Origin of the sequence: Nocardia crassostreae (assembly GCF_001613405.1) — a bacterium.
In the GTDB taxonomy this organism is placed as follows: Bacteria; Actinomycetota; Actinomycetes; order Mycobacteriales; family Mycobacteriaceae; genus Nocardia; species Nocardia crassostreae.
Window position 1 is genome coordinate 78,757 of sequence record NZ_BDCH01000037.1, and the last position, 17,702, is coordinate 96,458.

15 protein-coding genes, 2 pseudogenes and 1 riboswitch are annotated in these 17,702 nt (G+C 67.7%); of the genes and pseudogenes, 10 read left to right on the forward strand and 7 right to left on the reverse strand.

The genetic code is table 11. From position 1 onward, the window contains the following. Positions 1-12: 12 nt before the first annotated feature. Positions 13-678, forward strand: a pseudogene (locus NC4_RS39610) (MspA family porin); the annotation flags it as partial. Positions 679-741: 63 nt separating this feature from the next. Here NC4_RS39610 and NC4_RS33630 read toward each other — a convergent pair. Both NC4_RS33630 and NC4_RS33635 read right to left on the reverse strand, forming a co-directional pair. Continuing rightward, a complete protein-coding gene (locus NC4_RS33630) occupies positions 742-1,836 on the reverse strand; it encodes a sensor histidine kinase (RefSeq protein WP_067546829.1) in 1,095 nt (364 codons plus the stop codon). After that, entirely contained in the window at positions 1,830-2,507 is a 678-nt protein-coding gene (locus NC4_RS33635; protein ID WP_245722109.1) for a response regulator, read from the reverse strand. The genes NC4_RS33630 and NC4_RS33635 overlap by 7 nt, the downstream gene beginning before the upstream one ends. A 130-nt stretch (positions 2,508-2,637) precedes the next feature. On the opposite strand from NC4_RS33635, the gene NC4_RS33640 reads away from it, so the two are divergent. Continuing rightward, positions 2,638-3,153, forward strand: coding sequence for a DUF456 domain-containing protein (locus NC4_RS33640; RefSeq protein WP_439957580.1), 516 nt, complete (start codon positions 2,638-2,640; stop codon positions 3,151-3,153). Here NC4_RS33640 and NC4_RS33645 read toward each other — a convergent pair. Then, a complete protein-coding gene (locus NC4_RS33645) occupies positions 3,150-4,028 on the reverse strand; it encodes an amidohydrolase family protein (RefSeq protein WP_067546838.1) in 879 nt (292 codons plus the stop codon). The two genes, NC4_RS33640 and NC4_RS33645, sit on opposite strands and share 4 nt — an antisense overlap. A 79-nt stretch (positions 4,029-4,107) precedes the next feature. Then, positions 4,108-5,502 (reverse strand): FAD-dependent oxidoreductase, encoded by a 1,395-nt coding sequence (locus tag NC4_RS33650; RefSeq protein WP_067546841.1) that lies wholly within the window; start codon positions 5,500-5,502, stop codon positions 4,108-4,110. Positions 5,503-5,795: 293 nt separating this feature from the next. Between NC4_RS33650 and NC4_RS33655 the strand changes: the two genes are divergently transcribed. The 5 genes and pseudogenes from NC4_RS33655 (at position 5,796) to NC4_RS33675 (ending at position 9,195) form a co-directional block, all read left to right on the forward strand. Continuing rightward, on the forward strand, positions 5,796-6,233 hold the full coding sequence (locus NC4_RS33655; protein WP_084530022.1) for an Rv0361 family membrane protein: 438 nt from the start codon (positions 5,796-5,798) through the stop codon (positions 6,231-6,233). Between the two features lie 42 nt (positions 6,234-6,275). Next, positions 6,276-6,392, forward strand: a riboswitch (SAM riboswitch). A gap of 15 nt (positions 6,393-6,407) precedes the next feature. Continuing rightward, positions 6,408-6,830, forward strand: a complete 423-nt coding sequence (locus NC4_RS33660) for a rhodanese-like domain-containing protein (protein ID WP_067546844.1) — start codon at positions 6,408-6,410, stop codon at positions 6,828-6,830. Then, positions 6,827-8,041, forward strand: coding sequence for an O-succinylhomoserine sulfhydrylase (locus NC4_RS33665; RefSeq protein ID WP_067546847.1), 1,215 nt, complete (start codon positions 6,827-6,829; stop codon positions 8,039-8,041). Before NC4_RS33660 ends, NC4_RS33665 begins: the two co-directional genes overlap by 4 nt. Positions 8,042-8,104: 63 nt before the next feature. Continuing rightward, positions 8,105-8,746 (forward strand): annotated as a pseudogene (locus tag NC4_RS33670) (DJ-1/PfpI family protein). After that, positions 8,743-9,195 (forward strand): MarR family winged helix-turn-helix transcriptional regulator, encoded by a 453-nt coding sequence (locus NC4_RS33675; RefSeq protein WP_067546850.1) that lies wholly within the window; start codon positions 8,743-8,745, stop codon positions 9,193-9,195. The pseudogene NC4_RS33670 and the gene NC4_RS33675 overlap by 4 nt, the downstream one beginning before the upstream one ends. A 67-nt stretch (positions 9,196-9,262) precedes the next feature. On the opposite strand, the gene NC4_RS33680 is transcribed toward NC4_RS33675, so the two are convergent. Continuing rightward, positions 9,263-10,063 (reverse strand): HAD-IIA family hydrolase, encoded by an 801-nt coding sequence (locus NC4_RS33680; RefSeq protein WP_067546853.1) that lies wholly within the window; start codon positions 10,061-10,063, stop codon positions 9,263-9,265. A gap of 159 nt (positions 10,064-10,222) precedes the next feature. On the opposite strand from NC4_RS33680, the gene fgd reads away from it, so the two are divergent. Beyond that, a complete protein-coding gene (gene fgd, locus NC4_RS33685; protein ID WP_067546917.1) occupies positions 10,223-11,233 on the forward strand; it encodes a glucose-6-phosphate dehydrogenase (coenzyme-F420) in 1,011 nt (336 codons plus the stop codon). A gap of 15 nt (positions 11,234-11,248) precedes the next feature. On the opposite strand, the gene NC4_RS33690 is transcribed toward fgd, so the two are convergent. Next, positions 11,249-13,141, reverse strand: a complete 1,893-nt coding sequence (locus NC4_RS33690) for an ABC transporter ATP-binding protein/permease (RefSeq protein ID WP_067546857.1) — start codon at positions 13,139-13,141, stop codon at positions 11,249-11,251. 112 nt (positions 13,142-13,253) lie between these two features. Here NC4_RS33690 and pta point away from each other — a divergent pair, with 112 nt between their 5' ends. Both pta and NC4_RS33700 read left to right on the forward strand, forming a co-directional pair. Further along, a complete protein-coding gene (gene pta / locus NC4_RS33695) occupies positions 13,254-15,338 on the forward strand; it encodes a phosphate acetyltransferase (protein ID WP_067546860.1) in 2,085 nt (694 codons plus the stop codon). Continuing rightward, complete coding sequence (locus NC4_RS33700) at positions 15,335-16,531, forward strand: acetate kinase (RefSeq protein WP_067546863.1); 1,197 nt, start codon at positions 15,335-15,337, stop codon at positions 16,529-16,531. The genes pta and NC4_RS33700 overlap by 4 nt, the downstream gene beginning before the upstream one ends. 284 nt (positions 16,532-16,815) lie before the next feature. Here NC4_RS33700 and NC4_RS33705 read toward each other — a convergent pair. Then, a partial coding sequence (locus tag NC4_RS33705) for a tetratricopeptide repeat protein (RefSeq protein WP_281186563.1) occupies positions 16,816-17,702 on the reverse strand: 887 nt, incomplete at its 5' end.

The following is a 17,702-nucleotide window of genomic DNA, read 5'->3' on the forward strand; positions in this document are numbered from 1 at the left end:
AAGGGATTTCTCATGAACAACCGTAAGACCGTGGCGCGCCTGGCCGGAGCCAGCGCCGCCGCCACCCTCGCGCTGGGCCTGTGGTCGGCCGGGGCCGCCAATGCCGACACCTTCGTCCCGCTGCCCGGCGGTGAGCTCTCCCGCACCCTGACCGACGGCACCGTGGTGACGGTGCGCCTGGTCGGCGAATCCGCGACCATCAATCCGGCCATGGGCTCCACCCCGCTGCATCGCAATGCCTGGGTATCGGCCAGCGCGCAGGTCGAGCTGTCCGGCCCGAATGCCAAGGGCGGCAAGATCTATCCCGGCTACGTGGTGGGCTGCCAGGTCAATATCGGCGGCGGCAAGGTGACCGGCGGCGTCAGCGGCAAGTCCGACTGGGAGGGCAAGAAGCCCCAGATCGGCGGTAAGGGCGGCGGTTCCCTCACGCTCGGACCCGGCGAGGCCGACTCCCTGTACCTGCTCGACCTGGAAGAGGCCGACGACTACGGCGACGAATCCCACGCCAAGCGCGTCAAATTCAAGGGCGAGAGCGGCAGCGTCACCTGGGCGGATTCCACCATCGGCGTCGAAGGCTGCGCCGGTTACGCCCAGGCCCGCGCCTTCGTACAGGTCAAGGTCGAGACCGCGACCGTCAATTCCGTGGTGACCCTGTGGGGTCAGCCGTTCAGCATCGGCTGGTCCCACAGGGCGGGCACCCGTGGGCCTCCCTCATCCACGGGTGTCCGCCGCGTTCGCCGATCAGTTTCGGGGCAGGTGCAATTCGACCCGGAAGCCGCCGTCGGCCGCCGGTCGGCTCACCAGCCGTCCGTGCAGCAATTCGGCGCGCTCGGACAAACCGATGAGCCCGTGACCCGAACCGGGGAGCGGGATGGCGGCGCGAGTGGGCGCGCCGTTGCGGATCGTCACTCCGAATTCCGTTGCCCCGGACCACAATCGAATCTCCGCGCTGGCGCCCGGCGCGTGTTTGCGCACATTGGTCAGCGCCTCCTGCACCGTGCGATAGATGGCCCGCTGCGCCGCGCCGGTGATCTCGCCGGGCAGGCTGCCGCTGACCTGTGCGGGAATTCCACAGGCGCCGACCAGCGTATGCAGATCCGCCAGGGTCGGCTGTGGCGTCAGCTCCGTGCCGCGGCTGCCCGAGGCGCGCAGCAGGGTCACCAGATGTCGCAGCTCATCGAGGGTTCCGACACTCAGCATGCGGATGGTCTCGGCGGCCTCGCGGGTATCGGCATCGCGTGCCGAGACCATGAGCGCACCGGCGCGGACGGCGATCAGGCTCACCTGATGCGACACCACATCGTGCATTTCCCGCCCGATCTGCGCGCGTTCCCGGGCCAGCACCGCCTGCGCGTGCAGCAGCCGCTCCTGATCGCGGGCCTCCTCGATCTCCGCGAGCCGCCCCGACAGTTCGTCACGGGTGCGGACCAGCTGGCCGAACAGCGCCGGGGCGGCCGCCCAGGCGGTCAGATAGACCAGATCGACGAGCGCATCGGTGCGATCGGCCTGATCGATCGGCAGCCAGGTGACGGCGGCCGCCAGGATCGACGTGCCCGTACAGGCGAAGAGCAGCAGCCGATTCCGGGTGTGCAGGGCGAGATTGAACAGTGCCACGCCGGGCGCCACGACCATGATGGTCAGGCCGGTCGCGGGCACGGTGAGCAGGAACGCCAGGATCGGCCACCGCCGCCGCAGCAGCAGCGCGAGGCAGGCGGTGATCGCCGCCGCGCAGGCGGCCGGGGAGTACCACTCGTGGTCGAGCCACGCCTCGGCCACCGCCGCACCCAGCACCGCGACCTCGAGCAGCCAGCGCGGCGGGCGGGCGAACCTCACCATCGCGCGCGCCCGCCCGCGCGCAGCAAGCCGCCGCGCTGTGCGACCAGGGCGGCCTGGACGCGGCTGTGCACCCGCAGTTTGGTCAGCACGGCGCTCACGTGATCCTTGACGGTGCCCACGTTCAGATAGATGCGTTGTCCGATCTCGGTATTGGACAGCCCCTCCGCCAGCAGGACCAGCACCTCGCGCTCGCGTCCGGTCAGCCCGTCCAGGCGCGCCACCTCGGCGTCGGTCGCGGCCATGCGGCCCAGTTCGGTATCGCCGTGCAGCAGTGTGGCCGCCGCCTGCGGCGACAGCACCACGCCCCCGGCGGCCAGCGTCCGGACCAGTTGCGCCAGCTGCTCCGGTTCGGTGTCCTTGAGCAGGAATCCCGCGGCGCCCGAACGCAGTGCGGTGACAATGTATTCGTCGGTGTCGAAGGTGGTCAGCATGGCCACCGTGGGCGGCTCGGGCAGGGCGCGCAGCCGGTGCAGGATGGTGAGCCCGTCGATATCGGGCATGCGGATATCGAGCAGCACCACATCCGGGCGCACTTCGTCGATGAGGGCCATCGCGCCGCCGCCCGAACTGGTGCCCGCGATCTCGATATCGGGCGCGGCGCCGAGAATGAGCTCGAACCCGGAACGCACCAGCGCCTCGTCATCGATGATGACCACACGAATCACACTCACCGCAGCAGCGTAGGGACATACCGGGCGCGGGGCCACCCGCCGATCGGCGGACATTCAGGGTGACGTCGGGGTGGTGTGCGGGTGAATATGCTCCCGGTGGCCGACGCGTTCGCGGTGGCCGTGGGCCAGAATGCCGGTAAGCCATCGAGCGAAGGACACTGGAGTGAGCGCACTGGGTGAGGCACTGGTCGGCCTCGCGATTCTCATCGGCCTGGTCGGCATCGTGGTGCCCATCCTGCCGGGCGTCATTCTCATTTTCGCCGCCGTGCTGGTGTGGGCGATCATGACCGGCGGCGCCACCGCCTGGGTGGTGTTCGCCGTCTGCGCAACGCTTCTGGTGATCAGCGGCATCGTCAAGTACACCTGGCCGGGCGCCAAGCTGCGCGAAGCGGGCGTCTCCAACCGGTCACTGTTCCTCGGCGCGGTGCTCGGCATCATCGGGTTCTTCGTGGTCCCGATCGTCGGCCTGTTCCTGGGATTCGTCCTGGGCGTTTGTCTTTCGGAACTGCAACGGCTGCGCGTGCAGCGGCCCGCCTGGGAGTCCACCAAGCACGCCCTGAAGGGCGTCGGCCTGTCCTTGCTCATCGAGCTGCTCGGGGCCCTGTTCGCCACGGCCGTCTGGGTCGCGGGCGTGGTGGCCGTCTAACCGTCGATGATCGGCAGCGGAATCGTATCCGGCAGTGCCGGAGGCGGTTTCGGCAGTTCGGAGCGGTGCAGCCGCAAGGTCGGCGAGTCCGCGGTGTAGAGCGGGCGGGTCGGCGTGGGATCCTCGAGCCGCCGTTCCTTGGCGGGCAGTCGGTAGAACGCCCGCGCATTGTCCTCCAGCACCTTGTGCAGATCGGTGCCGACCGCGTCCGCGATCACCTCGATATCGGTATCGCGGAACGGCCGCCCGGCGCGGGTGCCCGGCAGATCGGAGCCGAACATGAGCGCCTCCGGATTCACCGCGTGGATCTTGCGCAGCGCCTGCCCCACATTCATCGACACCCGCCCGAAGCCGGACGCCTTCACCTTGGATCCGCGATCCACCAGATTCAGCAGGTACGGCAGGCAGTCGTCGCTCATGCCCATGTGATCGATGGCCAGGGTGGGCAGTTTGGAGATGACCGGCTCCAGCGAGCCGAGCATGGACCCGTCGATGTACAGCTCCACATGCCAGCCGACCAGATCGTAGGCCCGCAGCGCCAGCATGGTGAGCCCGACGATGTCCAGGGCCGCCCGCTTGAGATTGAACCGGACAGCGCGCACGCCCGCGCCGTCCAGCGCCATGATTTCCGCGTCGGTGGCGTCCACATGCAGATTGGTGACGCCCACCCAGCCCTCGCCGAGTTCGGCGAGGGCGGCGCGTAGATAGCTCTGATCGGTGCCCTGGAAGGACCCGCTGACCACGGCCCCGCCGTCGATATCGAAGCGCGCCATGCGCGCGCGATAGTCGCCGATGGTGTACGGGTCGGGCAGGTAGCCTTCGTTTTCGATCAGCGGGAACCGCGGATCGATGATGTGGACATGGGCATCGAACACCTGATCAGCATGCCTCAGAACGGTGACAAGTGCCGAAGCCCTTGTCCACCTGACTTATTGGGCCAGGTCAGGGGATGGACTAGTTGCCGACCTTGTCTGGCTCGCTGGCGCGCAGCATGTCCTCGCGCTCCACGACCTTCACCCGCTCGCGGCCTTCCGGCTCGCCCAAGGCGCGCTCGTGCGCGTCCAGGCGGTACCAACCGGCCCAGGTGGTGAACGGAATGCCCTTGGCCTCCAGGAACTCGGTCACGGCCTCGAGCTCTGGCTTGGCGGCCGGGGTGAAGTTCGGGGCGTCGTCGAGCAGGCAGGCGATGGTCTCGTTGGCATCGCCCTTGGTGTGGCCGATGAGGCCGACCGGGCCGCGCTTGATCCAGCCGGTGACATAGGTCTGCGGCATGTAGCGCGCGCCGCCGTCGGCATCCTCGTCGATGAGCACGCGACCAGCCTCGTTGGGCACGGTGCTCGCCTGATCGTCGAACGGCAGCGGCGGGATGTTCTGCGACAGGTAGCCGACCGCGCGGTACACGGCCTGGATGTCCCAGTCCTTGTATTCGCCGGTGCCCTTGCAGTTGCCGGTGCCGTCGAGTTGGGTGCGCTCGGTGCGCAGGCCGACGACCTTGCCGTCCTCGCCCACGATCTCGGCGGGGGATTCGAAGAAGTGCAGGAACAGCTTGTGCGGGCGATTGCCGACATCGCGGATGGCCCACTGCTCGAGGGTGTTGCAGATCATGTCGACCTGCTTGGAATGGCGGCGCGCCGCTCCCGAGCCCTCGTCGTAGTCGATGTCCTCGGGATCGACGATGACCTCGATGGTCGGCGAATGATCGAGCTCGCGCAGCTCCAGGGGCGTGAACTTGGCCTGGGCGGGACCGCGGCGGCCGAATACGTGCACCTCGAGGGCCTTGTTGGCCTTGAGCCCGTCGTAGACGTTCGGCGGGATCTCGGTCGGCAGCAGTTCGTCACCGGTCTTGGCCAGCACGCGCGCCACGTCCAGGGCGACATTGCCGACGCCGAGCACGGCGACCTTCTCGGCGTCGAGGGGCCAGCTGCGCGGCACGTCCGGGTGCCCGTCGTACCAGGACACGAAGTCGGCGGCGCCGTAGGAGCCGTCCAGCTCGATGCCCGGAATCTCCAGGGCGCGGTCGGCATTGGCGCCGGTGGAGAAGATGACCGCGTCGTAGAAGCTCTGCAGGTCCTCGAGGGTGATGTCGACGCCGTAGTCGATATTGCCCAGCAGTCGCACCTGCGGCTTGTCGAGCACCTTGTGCAGGGCGGTGATGATGCCCTTGATGCGCGGGTGGTCGGGGGCGACGCCGTAGCGGATCAGACCGAACGGGGCGGGCATCCGCTCGTACAGGTCGATGCTCACCTCGGCGTCGGATTTCATCAACGCGTCGGCGGCATAGATGCCCGCGGGGCCGGCGCCCACGATCGCAATGCGGAGCGGGCGGGTCGCTGCACTCTGTTCGGTCATTCTTATGCGCACCCTTTGGTTGGAGCTACGTAGTCGTCGGCCTCGGCCGTCATTCTTAGCTTAGGCTAAGTTGACGCCCTGCCTGCGGGCGGTGCCTGGATTGGAACCCCCGCCGCTGCAGCATTGCTGCGTAGTTTCTGGTAATTCCCGGAATTTCGCGGGAATTGTGCCGATTCTAATCGTGCGCCTGGATTGTCCCCCGCGTCGGTACGGCGGCACGCGGCGGCCCCTCCTCTGCGCGAGTACCCGGTGTCGGGGTATTGACACCCACCCCGACCAGGCATGATCTAGTCATGAGCGATGACGGCCACTCCGATCAGCCAATTAAAATCAGCCAGAGCGAAACTCGTTCGCTCTGGCCGTTCCTGTTGGCCGCGGCCGTAATCCTGGTGGTCATCCTGGGCATTGTGGTCGCTGCCCTGGTTTCGCCGGTTGAGAAGAATGTCACAGATAGGGATCGGCTCGCGGTGGCCGCCAGCGCCTTCACCCAATCCCGCAGCGGCACCGACGTACTGGATCCCACTACGGTCTGCCAGGGCTTCGACGAGAACCGCTCACCGTTGAGCAACCCCCGCGACGAGGGCGTCCGGTTCGAATTCGTGGGACTCGACGAGCCGGTCGTCGACGGCGACCGCGCGACCGCACGGGTCACCTTCAAGGCCGATGGCGCGGAACAGACCTCGACCTGGAAGTTCAGCAAGTCCGGCAGCCGCTGGCTGGTGTGCGACTGAAGGGTTTGACAGCCGGGCTCCGGCCCAGGCAATCTCATCCCAGGTCATGAGTACCAGCGTCAAGCCCCGGCTGGCTGGTCGGCAACCCTCCTCCGCGGTGGGGTGCTCCGGGTGACGACCTGGCCGCGCACCAGAAAGATGGTGCGGCAAGTGCGGATCCACAGGAGGTTCGAAGTGAGCTACGCGGGTGACATCACGCCGAAGCAGGCGTGGGAACTGTTGCGGGACAATCCGGATGCGGTGCTGGTGGATGTGCGCACCGAAGCCGAATGGCGATTCGTCGGCGTGCCCGACACCAGCGGTATCGGCAGGCCGACCGCGCTGATCGAATGGGTGGACACCACCGGCGCGCGCAATGTCCGGTTCGTGGATCAGCTGCAGCAGGTGCTGGCCGACCGCGGCGCCGATTCGGAGGCGCCTGTCATCTTCATCTGCCGGTCCGGTCAGCGGTCCATCGGCGCGGCCACCGCCGCCACCGCCGTCGGCTTCGCGCCGTCGTTCAATGTGGTCGAGGGTTTCGAGGGCGCGCTGGATTCGAGCGGTCATCGCGGCCAGACCGGCTGGCGCGCCGATGGTCTTCCGTGGAGGCAGTCATGATCACCGGTGGTTCGTTCGACAAGCCGCTGCCCGAGGGCGTCGGCCCCGCCACCCTCGGCGTGCGCGGCGGCATCCGGCGCTCCGGGTACGACGAGACCTCCGAGGCGCTGTTCCTCAATTCGGGCTTCGTCTACGAGAGCGCCGAGGCCGCGGAGGCCTCGTTCACCGGCGATATCGAGCATTTCGTCTACTCCCGCTACGGCAATCCCACGGTCGCCATGTTCGAGGAACGGCTGCGACTGATCGACGGCGCGGAGGCGGCCTTCGCCACGGCGTCCGGCATGTCGGCCGTGTTCACCGCGCTGGGCGCACTGCTCGGCGCGGGCGATCGCCTGGTGGCGGCGCGCAGCCTGTTCGGCTCCTGTTTCGTGGTGGCCAATGAGATCCTGCCGCGCTGGGGCGTGGAGATCGTCTTCGTGGACGGCGAGGATCTGGGCCAGTGGGAGCGGGCGCTGTCGGTGCCTACCCAGGCCGTCTTCTTCGAGACCCCCTCGAATCCCATGCAGACCCTGGTGGATGTCCGCCGCGTGAGCGAGCTGGCTCATGCCGCGGGCGCGAAGGTGGTGCTGGACAATGTCTTCGCCACCCCGCTGCTGCAGCGCGGCTTCGACCTCGGCGCGGATGTGCTCGTCTACTCCGGCACCAAGCACATCGACGGTCAGGGCCGCGTGCTCGGCGGCGCCATTCTGGGTCCGCACGACTACATCGACGGTCCCGTCAAGAACCTCATGCGCCACACCGGTCCGGCCCTGAGCCCCTTCAATGCCTGGACCCTGCTCAAGGGCCTGGAGACCATGCCCCTGCGCGTGCGCCAGTCCAATGCCTCCGCCCTGCGCATCGCCGAGTTCCTGGAACAGCATCCGGCGATCTCCTGGGTGAAATACCCCTTCCTGTCCTCGCATCCGCAGTACGAGCTGGCCAAGAGCCAGATGTCGGGCGGCGGCACCGTGGTCACCTTCGAACTGAAGGCCCCCGCGGACGAGGCCAAGAAGCGCGCCTTCGAGGTGCTCAACCGCCTGCGCATCATCGACATCTCCAACAATCTCGGCGATGCCAAGACCCTGATCACCCATCCGGCCACCACCACGCACCGCGCGATGGGCCCGGAAGGCCGTGCCAGCATCGGTCTTTCGGACGGCGTCGTGCGCATCTCGATCGGCCTCGAGGATGTCGAGGACCTGCTCGGCGATCTGGACCATGCGCTGAGTTGACAGGATGCTGTCAGAAAATCGTTGACAGCTTGCTGTCAAATATGACGGGATACTGTCATGACGATGAAGACCGTGCACCTGGCCATCTACGACACCTTCTCCGACTGGGAGACCGGCCACGCCACCGCGCACATCAATCGCGCGATGTGGCAGCGGGAGCCGGGAACCTGACGGGTGAAGACGGTGGGGGTGACCGCCGATCCGGTCGTCTCGGCCGGTGGCATGCGGGTCGTCCCGGATGTCGTGCTCGCCGAGCTCTCGCCCGCGGACAGCGCCATGCTGATCCTGCCGGGCGCGGACACCTGGGAGAGCGGCGAACTCGCGCCGTTCGCGGACAAGGCACGGGAATTCCTCGCGGCGGGTGTGCCGGTGGCCGGAATCTGCGGCGCCACCTTCGGGCTCGCGGCGGCGGGGCTGCTCGATGAGCGCCCGCACACCAGCAATGCGGCGGAATACCTTGCCTACAGCGGATATTCGGGCGGCGACAAGTTCGTGTACAGCCCGGCGCTGACCGACGGGGATCTGATCACGGCCACCGGAACGCGGCCGGTCGATTTCGCCCGGGAGATCTTCGCGCGGCTCGATATCTACGAACCGCACATTCTCGAGGCGTGGACCAAGCTCTACGCCGACAACGATCCGGCCGGATTCTTCGCGCTGGCGGAGTACGAGGAGAAGCGCGCCGCGGAACAGGCGGCGCGATGAGCCGCGCGGAACAGGATCTGTTCAGTACGGCGGCGATCACCTCGTTCAAGCTGAACGGCCAATTCCTCGCCATTGCCGAGGAATTGGCCAAACCGGCCGGAATCACGGCGGCCTGGTGGCAGGTGCTCGGCGCGGTGCTGCGCGAGCCCCTGCCGGTGGCCGGTATCGCGCGGGAGATGGGCATTACCCGCCAGAGCGTGCAGCGCATCGCGGATCTGCTGGTGGACAAGGGTCTGGCCGAATACCGGCCGAACCCGGCGCACCGTCGCGCCAAGCTCGTGGCCGTCACCGAGGCCGGTCACGACGCGATCCAGCGGATCGATCCGCAGCACGCGAAAATGGCGGCCCGGCTCACGGCCGAACTCGGCGTCGAGCGGCTGGCGCGGATCGTTGAGGGGCTGACCGAACTGTCGGCTGCACTCGACGCGCTCGAAGCCGCGCCCGAGTGAATGAGGGCGCCGCGCGCCAGCGAATGAGGGAGCCGCGCCCGCACACGCGGGCGCGGCGCCGAATCACTCAGGCGGAGAACGGATCCTTGGTGTGGCCCACCAGCTCCGCTACCGAGCGCAGGATGCTGGTGGGGCGGTACGGGTACTGCTCCACCGTGGCCTGCGAGGAGATGCCGGTGGTCACCAGGATGGTGCGCATCCCGGCCTCGAGCCCGGAGATCACATCGGTGTCCATGCGGTCGCCGATCATGACGCTGGACTGCGAGTGCGCGCCGATGCGCCGCAGCGCCGACCGCATCATGAGCGGATTCGGCTTGCCCACGTAGTAGGGCTCCTTACCGGTCGCCTTGGTGATGAGCGCGGCCACCGAACCCGTGGCGGGCAGGATGCCCTCGCGGGAGGGCCCGGTGACATCCGGATTGGTGGCGATGAAGCGCGCGCCCGCCTCGATCAGGCGAATGGCGGTGGTGATGGCCTCGAAGGAGTAGGTGCGGGTCTCGCCGAGGACCACATAGTCCGGATCGCTGTCGGTGAGCACGTAGCCGACCTCGTGCAGCGCCGTGGTGAGCCCGGATTCGCCCACCACATAGGCGGTTCCATTGGGCCGCTGATCGCGCAGGAAGGTGGCGGTGGCCAGTGCGGAGGTCCAGATGGACTCGACCGGAATGTCGAGGCCGGTGTGCCGCAGCCGCGCCTGCAGGTCGCGCGCGGTGTAGATCGAGTTGTTGGTGAGCACCAGGAACGGAATCTCGTTGCTGCGCAGCTCGGCCAGGAATTCGTCGGCCCCGGGGATCATGTGGTTCTCGTGCACCAGGACGCCGTCCATATCGGTGAGGTACGAGAGGATCGGTTCATCGGTGGAGGTCACACCGCCGAGTCTAATTTGCGTCCGGTTTGCCCGGGCTGGGTTGGCCCGGCTACCGGTGCGACCCCTGACACACCCGGGCCGGACCCTGACTATCGTCGAGCACGAGCGGGTCCCGGACCCGCACCGAAGAGCGCAGCTAAGGCGACAGGAGTGGCGCAGGTGAAGAACCTCAAGCTCGGATACAAGGCGTCGGCGGAACAGTTCGGTCCGCGCGAACTGGTGGAGATCGCGGTGGCGGCCGAGGAGCACGGCCTGGACAGCGCGACCGTGAGCGATCACTTCCAGCCCTGGCGGCACAATGGCGGGCACGCGCCGTTCTCGCTGGCCTGGATGGCGGCGGTGGGTGAGCGCACCCAGCGCATTCAGCTCGGCACCTCGGTGCTGACGCCGACCTTCCGCTACAACCCGGCGGTCATCGCGCAGGCCTTCGCGACCATGGGCTGCCTGTACCCGGACCGCATCATGCTGGGTGTGGGCAGCGGTGAGGCGCTGAACGAGATCGCCACCGGCTTCCAGGGCGAGTGGCCGGAATTCAAGGAGCGTTTCGCGCGGCTGCGCGAATCCGTGGACCTCATGCGGGCGCTGTGGACCGGTGAGCGGGTGGACTTCGACGGGCAGTACTACAAGGCCGTCGGCGCCTCCATCTACGACGTGCCCAAGGACGACATCCCGGTCTACATCGCGGCGGGCGGTCCGCTGGTGGCCCGGTACGCGGGCCGCGCGGGCGACGGTTTCATCTGCACCTCCGGCAAGGGCATGGACCTCTACACCGAGAAGCTCATGCCCGCGGTGGCCGAGGGCGCGGCCAAGGCCGGGCGCACCGTGGACGATATCGATCGCATGATCGAGATCAAGATCTCCTACGACACCGATCCCGAACTGGCGCTGGAGAACACGCGCTTCTGGGCGCCGCTGTCGCTGACCGCCGAGCAGAAGCACTCCATTACCGATCCCATCGAGATGGAGGCCGCCGCCGACGCGCTGCCCATCGAGCAGATCGCCAAGCGCTGGATCGTGGCCAGCGATCCGGATCAGGCCGTCGAGCAGATCAAGCCGTACCTGGACGCGGGCCTGAACCACCTGGTCTTCCACGCCCCGGGCCACGACCAGATCCGTTTCCTGGACCTGTTCCAGCGCGATCTCGCACCGCGCCTGCGCGCCTTGGGCTGATTCCGCCCGGGCGGTTCAGACCTCCGCGAGCTCGACCGGCGACAGCGTCCACTGCCCGCCGCCGGTGAGTTCGAGGCGCTGATTGTGGTGCCGGTCCACCGTGCTGCGATGAGCCACGCTCACCAGCACGGTGTCCGGCGCTTCGGTCCGCACCAGGTGGTAGAGCGTGAATTCGAGGCCCTCGTCCACGGCGGAGGTGGCCTCGTCGAGGAAGGCCAGTTTCGGCTGGAGCAGCAGAATCCGCGCGAAGGCGACGCGCTGCTGTTCGCCCGGGGAAAGCGTTGCCGCCCAGTCGATCTCCTCGTCCAGGCGGCCGCCCAGATGTCCGAGATTCACCTTGACCAGCACTTCGCGCAGCCGGGCGTCGTCGATCTCGCCGGGTCCGGCGGGATAGGTGATGGCGCTGCGCAGATCCCCGAGCGGGATGTAGGGCCGCTGCGAGAGGAACAGCGTGTCATTGCCCACCGGCCGTTTCACCAGACCCTCGGTGTAGGGCCACAATTCGCCGATGCTGCGCAGTAGCGTCGTCTTGCCCACGCCCGACGGGCCTTTCACCACCAGCGCGTCACCCGCCCGCAGTCGCAGCGAGAGATCGGTAATGAGCTCGGTGCCGTCCGGCTTGCTCACGCGGACTCGTTCGAGCTCCAAACCCGTAGGCGTATCGGCGGTTTCGATGACCGGCAGGGACCTGCCCTTGCGGTCGGCATCGTGCAGTCCGTCCAGGCGGATGAGGGTGGCGCGGTAATAGGTGAAGGCGTCGTAGGAGGTCTGCGGCATGGACAATGCGCCCTGCACCTGACTGAACGCGCTGGCGGCCTGCTGCAGATCGCCCAGCGTGGTGGTGCCCGCGAAGACGCGCGGGCCCAGCAGCAGCACGGTGAACACATTGGCGGACTGCTGGGTGACGAGGTTCCAGCCGTAGAACTTCAGCAGCCGGTACACCCGGGCCCAGGCGTTGTCGATGACCGCGCCGAAGCGTTCGTCGAGCTCCTCTCGCTCCTCGCGTTCACCGTGATAGAACGCCACGTTCTCGGTGTTCTCCCGCAGCCGCACCAGTGCGAAGCGATAGTCGGCGGTGCGCCGCTGGAACCAGAAGTTCAGCTTGATGAGCGGATTCGCGATCCAGAACGCGACGACGGTGGCGAAGGCGATCCACACGAAGGCCGCGAAAACGAGGCCCTTGGGAATGGTCGTGCCGAAGACATCGATGGGACCGGACAATCGCCACAGGATGGGCGTGAACGACACCAGCGTCAGCCCGCTGCCGATGACGCCGTTGCCGCTGATCGAATACGGCCCGACATTGCCGCCGAAACACAGCGCGTAGGACCCGTCCACGAAATCCTTCACATCCTGCTGGATGCGCTGATCGGCATTGTCGACGGTCTTGTCGATGAATCGGCTGCGGTAGTACGCCTTCCCGTCCATCCAGTCGTCGAGATAGCGCGTGTTCAGCCATTGCCACCAATGGATTTGGAAGGCCTGCTGCAGGTAGTAGCTGACCACGCCCATGATCACGGTAATGGTGGCCAGCACGCCGAATACCGCGAGGGCGTGCCAGAACAGCGCTTGCGCGGGCGCGGTGGACTTGCCCTCGGCGTAGGCCTGCACGCCCCGCTGCAGCGAGGTGTACAGATCGTTGTAGAAGTAGGTGACCAGCACCGTCATTCGCACCGCGTAGACCGCCAGCAGCAGCACGACAGCGAACAGCCCCCAGGCGGGCCAGCTCTGCCGTCCGGTGAAGTATCCGCCGCCGATCCGCCAGAACATGCGACCCCACTCGGTCCACCGCACAATGGCCGCGGCGCCGAGGAGGAAGACGATCGCGGTGATGACGAAGGCTCTCGCGATCCAGAGCAGGCTGTTGAACGTTTCGTGTCCCCAGTCGAGACCGGAAGCGCCGACCATGCGCGGAGCCTATCGGCCGCGCGGCCCGGGATCGGGGAGCGGCTGTGGTGCATCGCACGTGTCGCCTGGTCCACAGCGAATCGGCACATAACGGTCGGTAGGCTTTGCGGCTATGGCTGCCCACACGGTTTCCAGTGTGTACATCGCGTCCCCCGAGGGTGACACCGGCAAGTCGATGGTGGCGCTCGGCGTCCTGCAGGCACTGGCCGCCACCACACCGCGCGTGGGCGTGTTCCGGCCCATCACGCGCTCGGCCACCGGCCGCGACTACATTCTCGAGCTGCTGCTCGAGCACTCCACCGCCGATGTGGACTACGACGACGCCGTCGGCGTCACCTACGACCAGGTGCACGCCGATCCCGATGCCGCCATCAGCGAGATCGTCATGCGCTATCACGCCATGGCCAAACAGTGCGATGCCGTGCTCATTGTCGGCAGCGACTACACCGATGTGGCCAGCCCGTCGGAACTGCGCTACAACGCCCGCATCGCGGTGAACCTGGGCGCGCCGGTGCTGCTGGTGGTCAAGGGCGCGGACCGCAGGCCCGAGGAGCTCATCCAGCTGGTCGAGCTGTGCCGCGGCGAGCTGGTCGGCGAGCACGCCAAATTGGTGGCGGTGATCGCCAACCGCTGCGCTCCGGAGCAGATCGAGGCCGATTCGGCGGCGCTGGCCCAGGCCGCGCTGGTGCCGTCCTGGACGCTGCCCGAGGTGCCGCTGCTCACCGCGCCCACCATGGCGGAGCTGTGCGAGGCCATCGACGGCGAAATCTACAGCGGCGATACCGAACTCATGCAGCGTGAGGCGCTCGACGTGATCATCGGCGGTATGACCATCGAGCACATTCTGGAGCGGCTCACCGACAGCGTGGCGGTCATCGCACCCGGCGATCGCTCCGACGTGCTGCTGGCGCTGGTGAACGCCCATGAGGCGGAAGGCTTTCCGTCGCTGTCCGGAATCATTATGAACGGCGGTATGCGGCCCGCGCCGTCCATCGCGCGCCTCATCGAAGGGCTCAAGCCCAAGCTGCCCATCCTGGCCACCGAGCTGGGCACCTTCGAGACCGCCAAGGCCGCCGCCAACACCCGCGGCCGGGTATCGCTGTCCAGCATTCGCAAGGTGGACACCGCGCTGGCGCTCATGGAACAGCGGGTGGACGCGCGAGAGCTGTTGCAGCAGATCGAGGTTCCCATTCCGAGCGTGGTGACCCCGCAGATGTTCGAATACCAGCTCATCGAGCGGGCGCGCGGGGATCGCAAGCGCATCGTGCTGCCCGAGGGCGATGACGACCGCATTCTGCGCGCCGCCGGTCGGGTGTTGCAGCGCAAGATCGCCGACCTCACGATTCTGGGCGAGGAGGCCGCCGTGCGCGGCCGCGCCGCCGAACTCGGGGTGGATATCGAGGCCGCCGAGGTGCTCGATCCCAAGACCTGCCCGCTGCGCGACGAATTCGCCGAGGAGTACGCGCGGCTGCGCGCGCACAAGGGCATGACGGTGGACCGCGCCCGCGAATTCATGAGCGATATCTCGTATTTCGGCACCATGATGGTGCACATGGGGGTCGCCGACGGCATGGTCTCGGGCGCCGCGCACACCACCGCGCACACCATCCGCCCGTCCTTCGAGATCATCAAGACCACGCCGGGCGTGTCCACGGTGTCGAGCGTGTTCCTCATGTGCCTGGCCGATCGGGTGCTGGTGTACGGCGACTGCGTCGTGGTGCCCGATCCCAGCTCGGATCAGCTGGCCGATATCGCCATCTCCTCGGCGAATACCGCCACCCAGTTCGGCATTTCGCCGCGCGTGGCCATGCTGTCGTACTCGACCGGCGAATCCGGATCCGGCGCGGATGTGGACAAGGTGCGCGCCGCCACCAAGCTCGTGCACGAGCGTTCGCCGGAGCTGTTGGTGGAGGGCCCGATTCAGTACGACGCCGCCATCGAGCCCGCGGTGGCGCGCACCAAACTGCCGGATTCGGAGGTGGCCGGGCAGGCCACGGTATTCATCTTCCCGGACCTCAATACCGGCAACAACACCTACAAGGCCATGCAGCGCAGCGCCGGTGCGGTCGCCATCGGCCCGGTGCTGCAGGGTCTGCGCAAGCCGGTCAACGACCTGTCGCGCGGTGCGCTGGTCGCCGACATCGTGAATACCGTGGCGATCACCGCCATTCAGGCCCAGCAGGAGGCAGCGCAGTGAAGGTCCTGGTGATCAATTCCGGATCGTCCTCCATCAAATACCAGCTGCTGGACGCGGATTCGGCGTCCGTGATCGCCTCCGGCGTGGTGCAGCGCATCGGGGAGCCGGTGGCCGCCGGATCGCCGACCATCGAACACAAAACGGACGGAAGGACTTTCGAGCACGGCGGCGAGGTGCCCTATCAAGCAGCCGGGCTGCGGCTGGTGTTCGAGCTGTTCGCCGAGAGCGGGCACGATCTGGCCGAGGAGGGGCTGGGCGCGGTCGGGCATCGGGTGGTGCACGGCGGCGAGGTCTTCTACGAGCCCACGCTGATCGACGACAAGGTCGTGGCGGCCATCGCCGAGCTGTCCGCGCTGGCGCCGCTGCACAATCCGGCCAATGTGGTCGGCATCGAGAGCGCCCGCGCGCTGCTGCCGGACGTACCGCAGGTGGCGGTGTTCGACACCGCCTTCTTCCACGGCCTGCCCGCCGCCGCCAAGACCTACGCCATCGATGCGGAAGTCGCCGCGGCGCACGGTGTCCGGCGCTACGGCTTCCACGGCACCTCGCACGAATACGTCTCCGGGCAGGTCGCCGAATTCCTGGGCCGCGATCCCGGTGCGCTGAATCAGATCGTGCTGCACCTGGGCAATGGCGCCTCCGCCTCGGCCGTCCGCGGCGGTAGGGCCGTGGACACCACCATGGGGCTGACGCCGCTCGAGGGCCTGGTCATGGGCACGCGGTCCGGCGATCTCGATCCGGGCATCATCTTCCATCTCATTCGCACCGCCGGTATGGATGTGAACGATGTGGACGCGCTGCTCAACCGCCGCTCGGGTATCAAGGGCCTGTCCGGCGTCAATGACTTCCGCGAGCTCGGGCGGCTCATCGAAACCGGTGATCCGGCAGCGCGGTTGGCCTTCGAGGTGTACATCCACCGGCTGCGCCGCTATATCGGCGCGTACCTGGTGGAACTGGGCCGCGTGGATGCCATCACCTTCACCGCCGGGGTCGGCGAGAACGATGCCAAGGTCCGCGCGGCGGCCCTGACGGGCTTGGAGCGCTTCGGTATTCGGGTCGACGAGGCGCGCAATACCGCCAAGGACCGTTCGGCCCGCTACATCTCGCCCGCGGGAGCGGAGGTGGCGGTCCTGGTGGTGCCCACCAACGAGGAGCTCGTCATCGCGCGCGCCGCCGCCCGTCTCGTCGGATGACCGGGCGCTGACCCGGGCGTATCCGCCTTCATGAATTCATCACGATCGCTTTGGCAGAGTGGTTCCCGGATCCGGTTCCTCCGGTCCACCGGAATCCGTGTCGCGAGACGCACCTGCGGTCGGGGTTGAACTCTCCCTCGCCGACCCCTTCCGGTCTGCGGCTGCCCCCGCAGGCCGCCGCAGTCGTGATACAGGGATCCTCCGGATGCCGGGCCCGATCCGGTCCCGCCGCCATCGCTCTGGCGGACCGGATCGGGGCTGTGCAGCAGCCGATATGCGACGGTTCAGAACCAGGATTTGGCGCGTACCGCATTGGCGAGATCGACCAGCGCGTAGCGGTGCGTCCGCCCCGGTGCGGAGCGGGCCAGTCCGCGCAGCCCGGTTTCGATGCCGCGCCGCAGATCGCGTTCGGTGAACGGAGCGCGGAAGATCCTGATATCGGCGGACTTCGGGGTGTTCCCCGCCTGCAACCAGCCCAGCGCGGTGCCCAGCACCAGCACCCGCAACTGCGCCGTGCGGCTCTCCCCGGGCGGCAGCGCCTGCACTCGGGCGGCGGCCACGTGCAGGGTCGATTCGTCGAGTTCGTGCGCCGGTGCGCTGGTGAGCAGCATGAGCACCGCGGTCATCCGCGCCTCCGCGTAATGCCTGGAGGCGGGCGGCACCTCGTCCAGCGCGTGCACGGCGGCGGCGATCCGCCCGTCCGCGGCCAGTTGCCGGGCCAGCCCGAAGGCCGCGCTCACCACACCGCGATCGGTGCGCCAGACGGTGGCGTAGTAGTTCTCGGCATAAGCGCGCCACTGCTCCGGATCATCGGATTCCCATTGCTGGAGAACGAGTTCCGCGGTCGCCGCCAGCGCCAGCTTGGGCGCGATCTCGCCCGGCAGGGCTTGCAGCACGGAGTCGAAGCGTTCGAAGGCGCGTTCGTAATCCTGTTCCAGCAGTTCGGTCATGCCCAGGTACCAGTCGATGCGCCAGTCCGGGGTGAGCGTCGGTTCCTCGAGCCGTCGTTGCAGTAGCAGCCGCGCGGCGGCGGGCTCCTCCAGATCGAGGTGGGCGCGGGTCTCCGCGAGGGTGACCTCGAGCTCGAAAGTGTCGGGCGCACCGCCGGGTTCGGCCGCGGCGCGCTGGCGCGCGTGGCGCAGTTCGTCGAGGGCGTGCTCGGGTTCCGGAT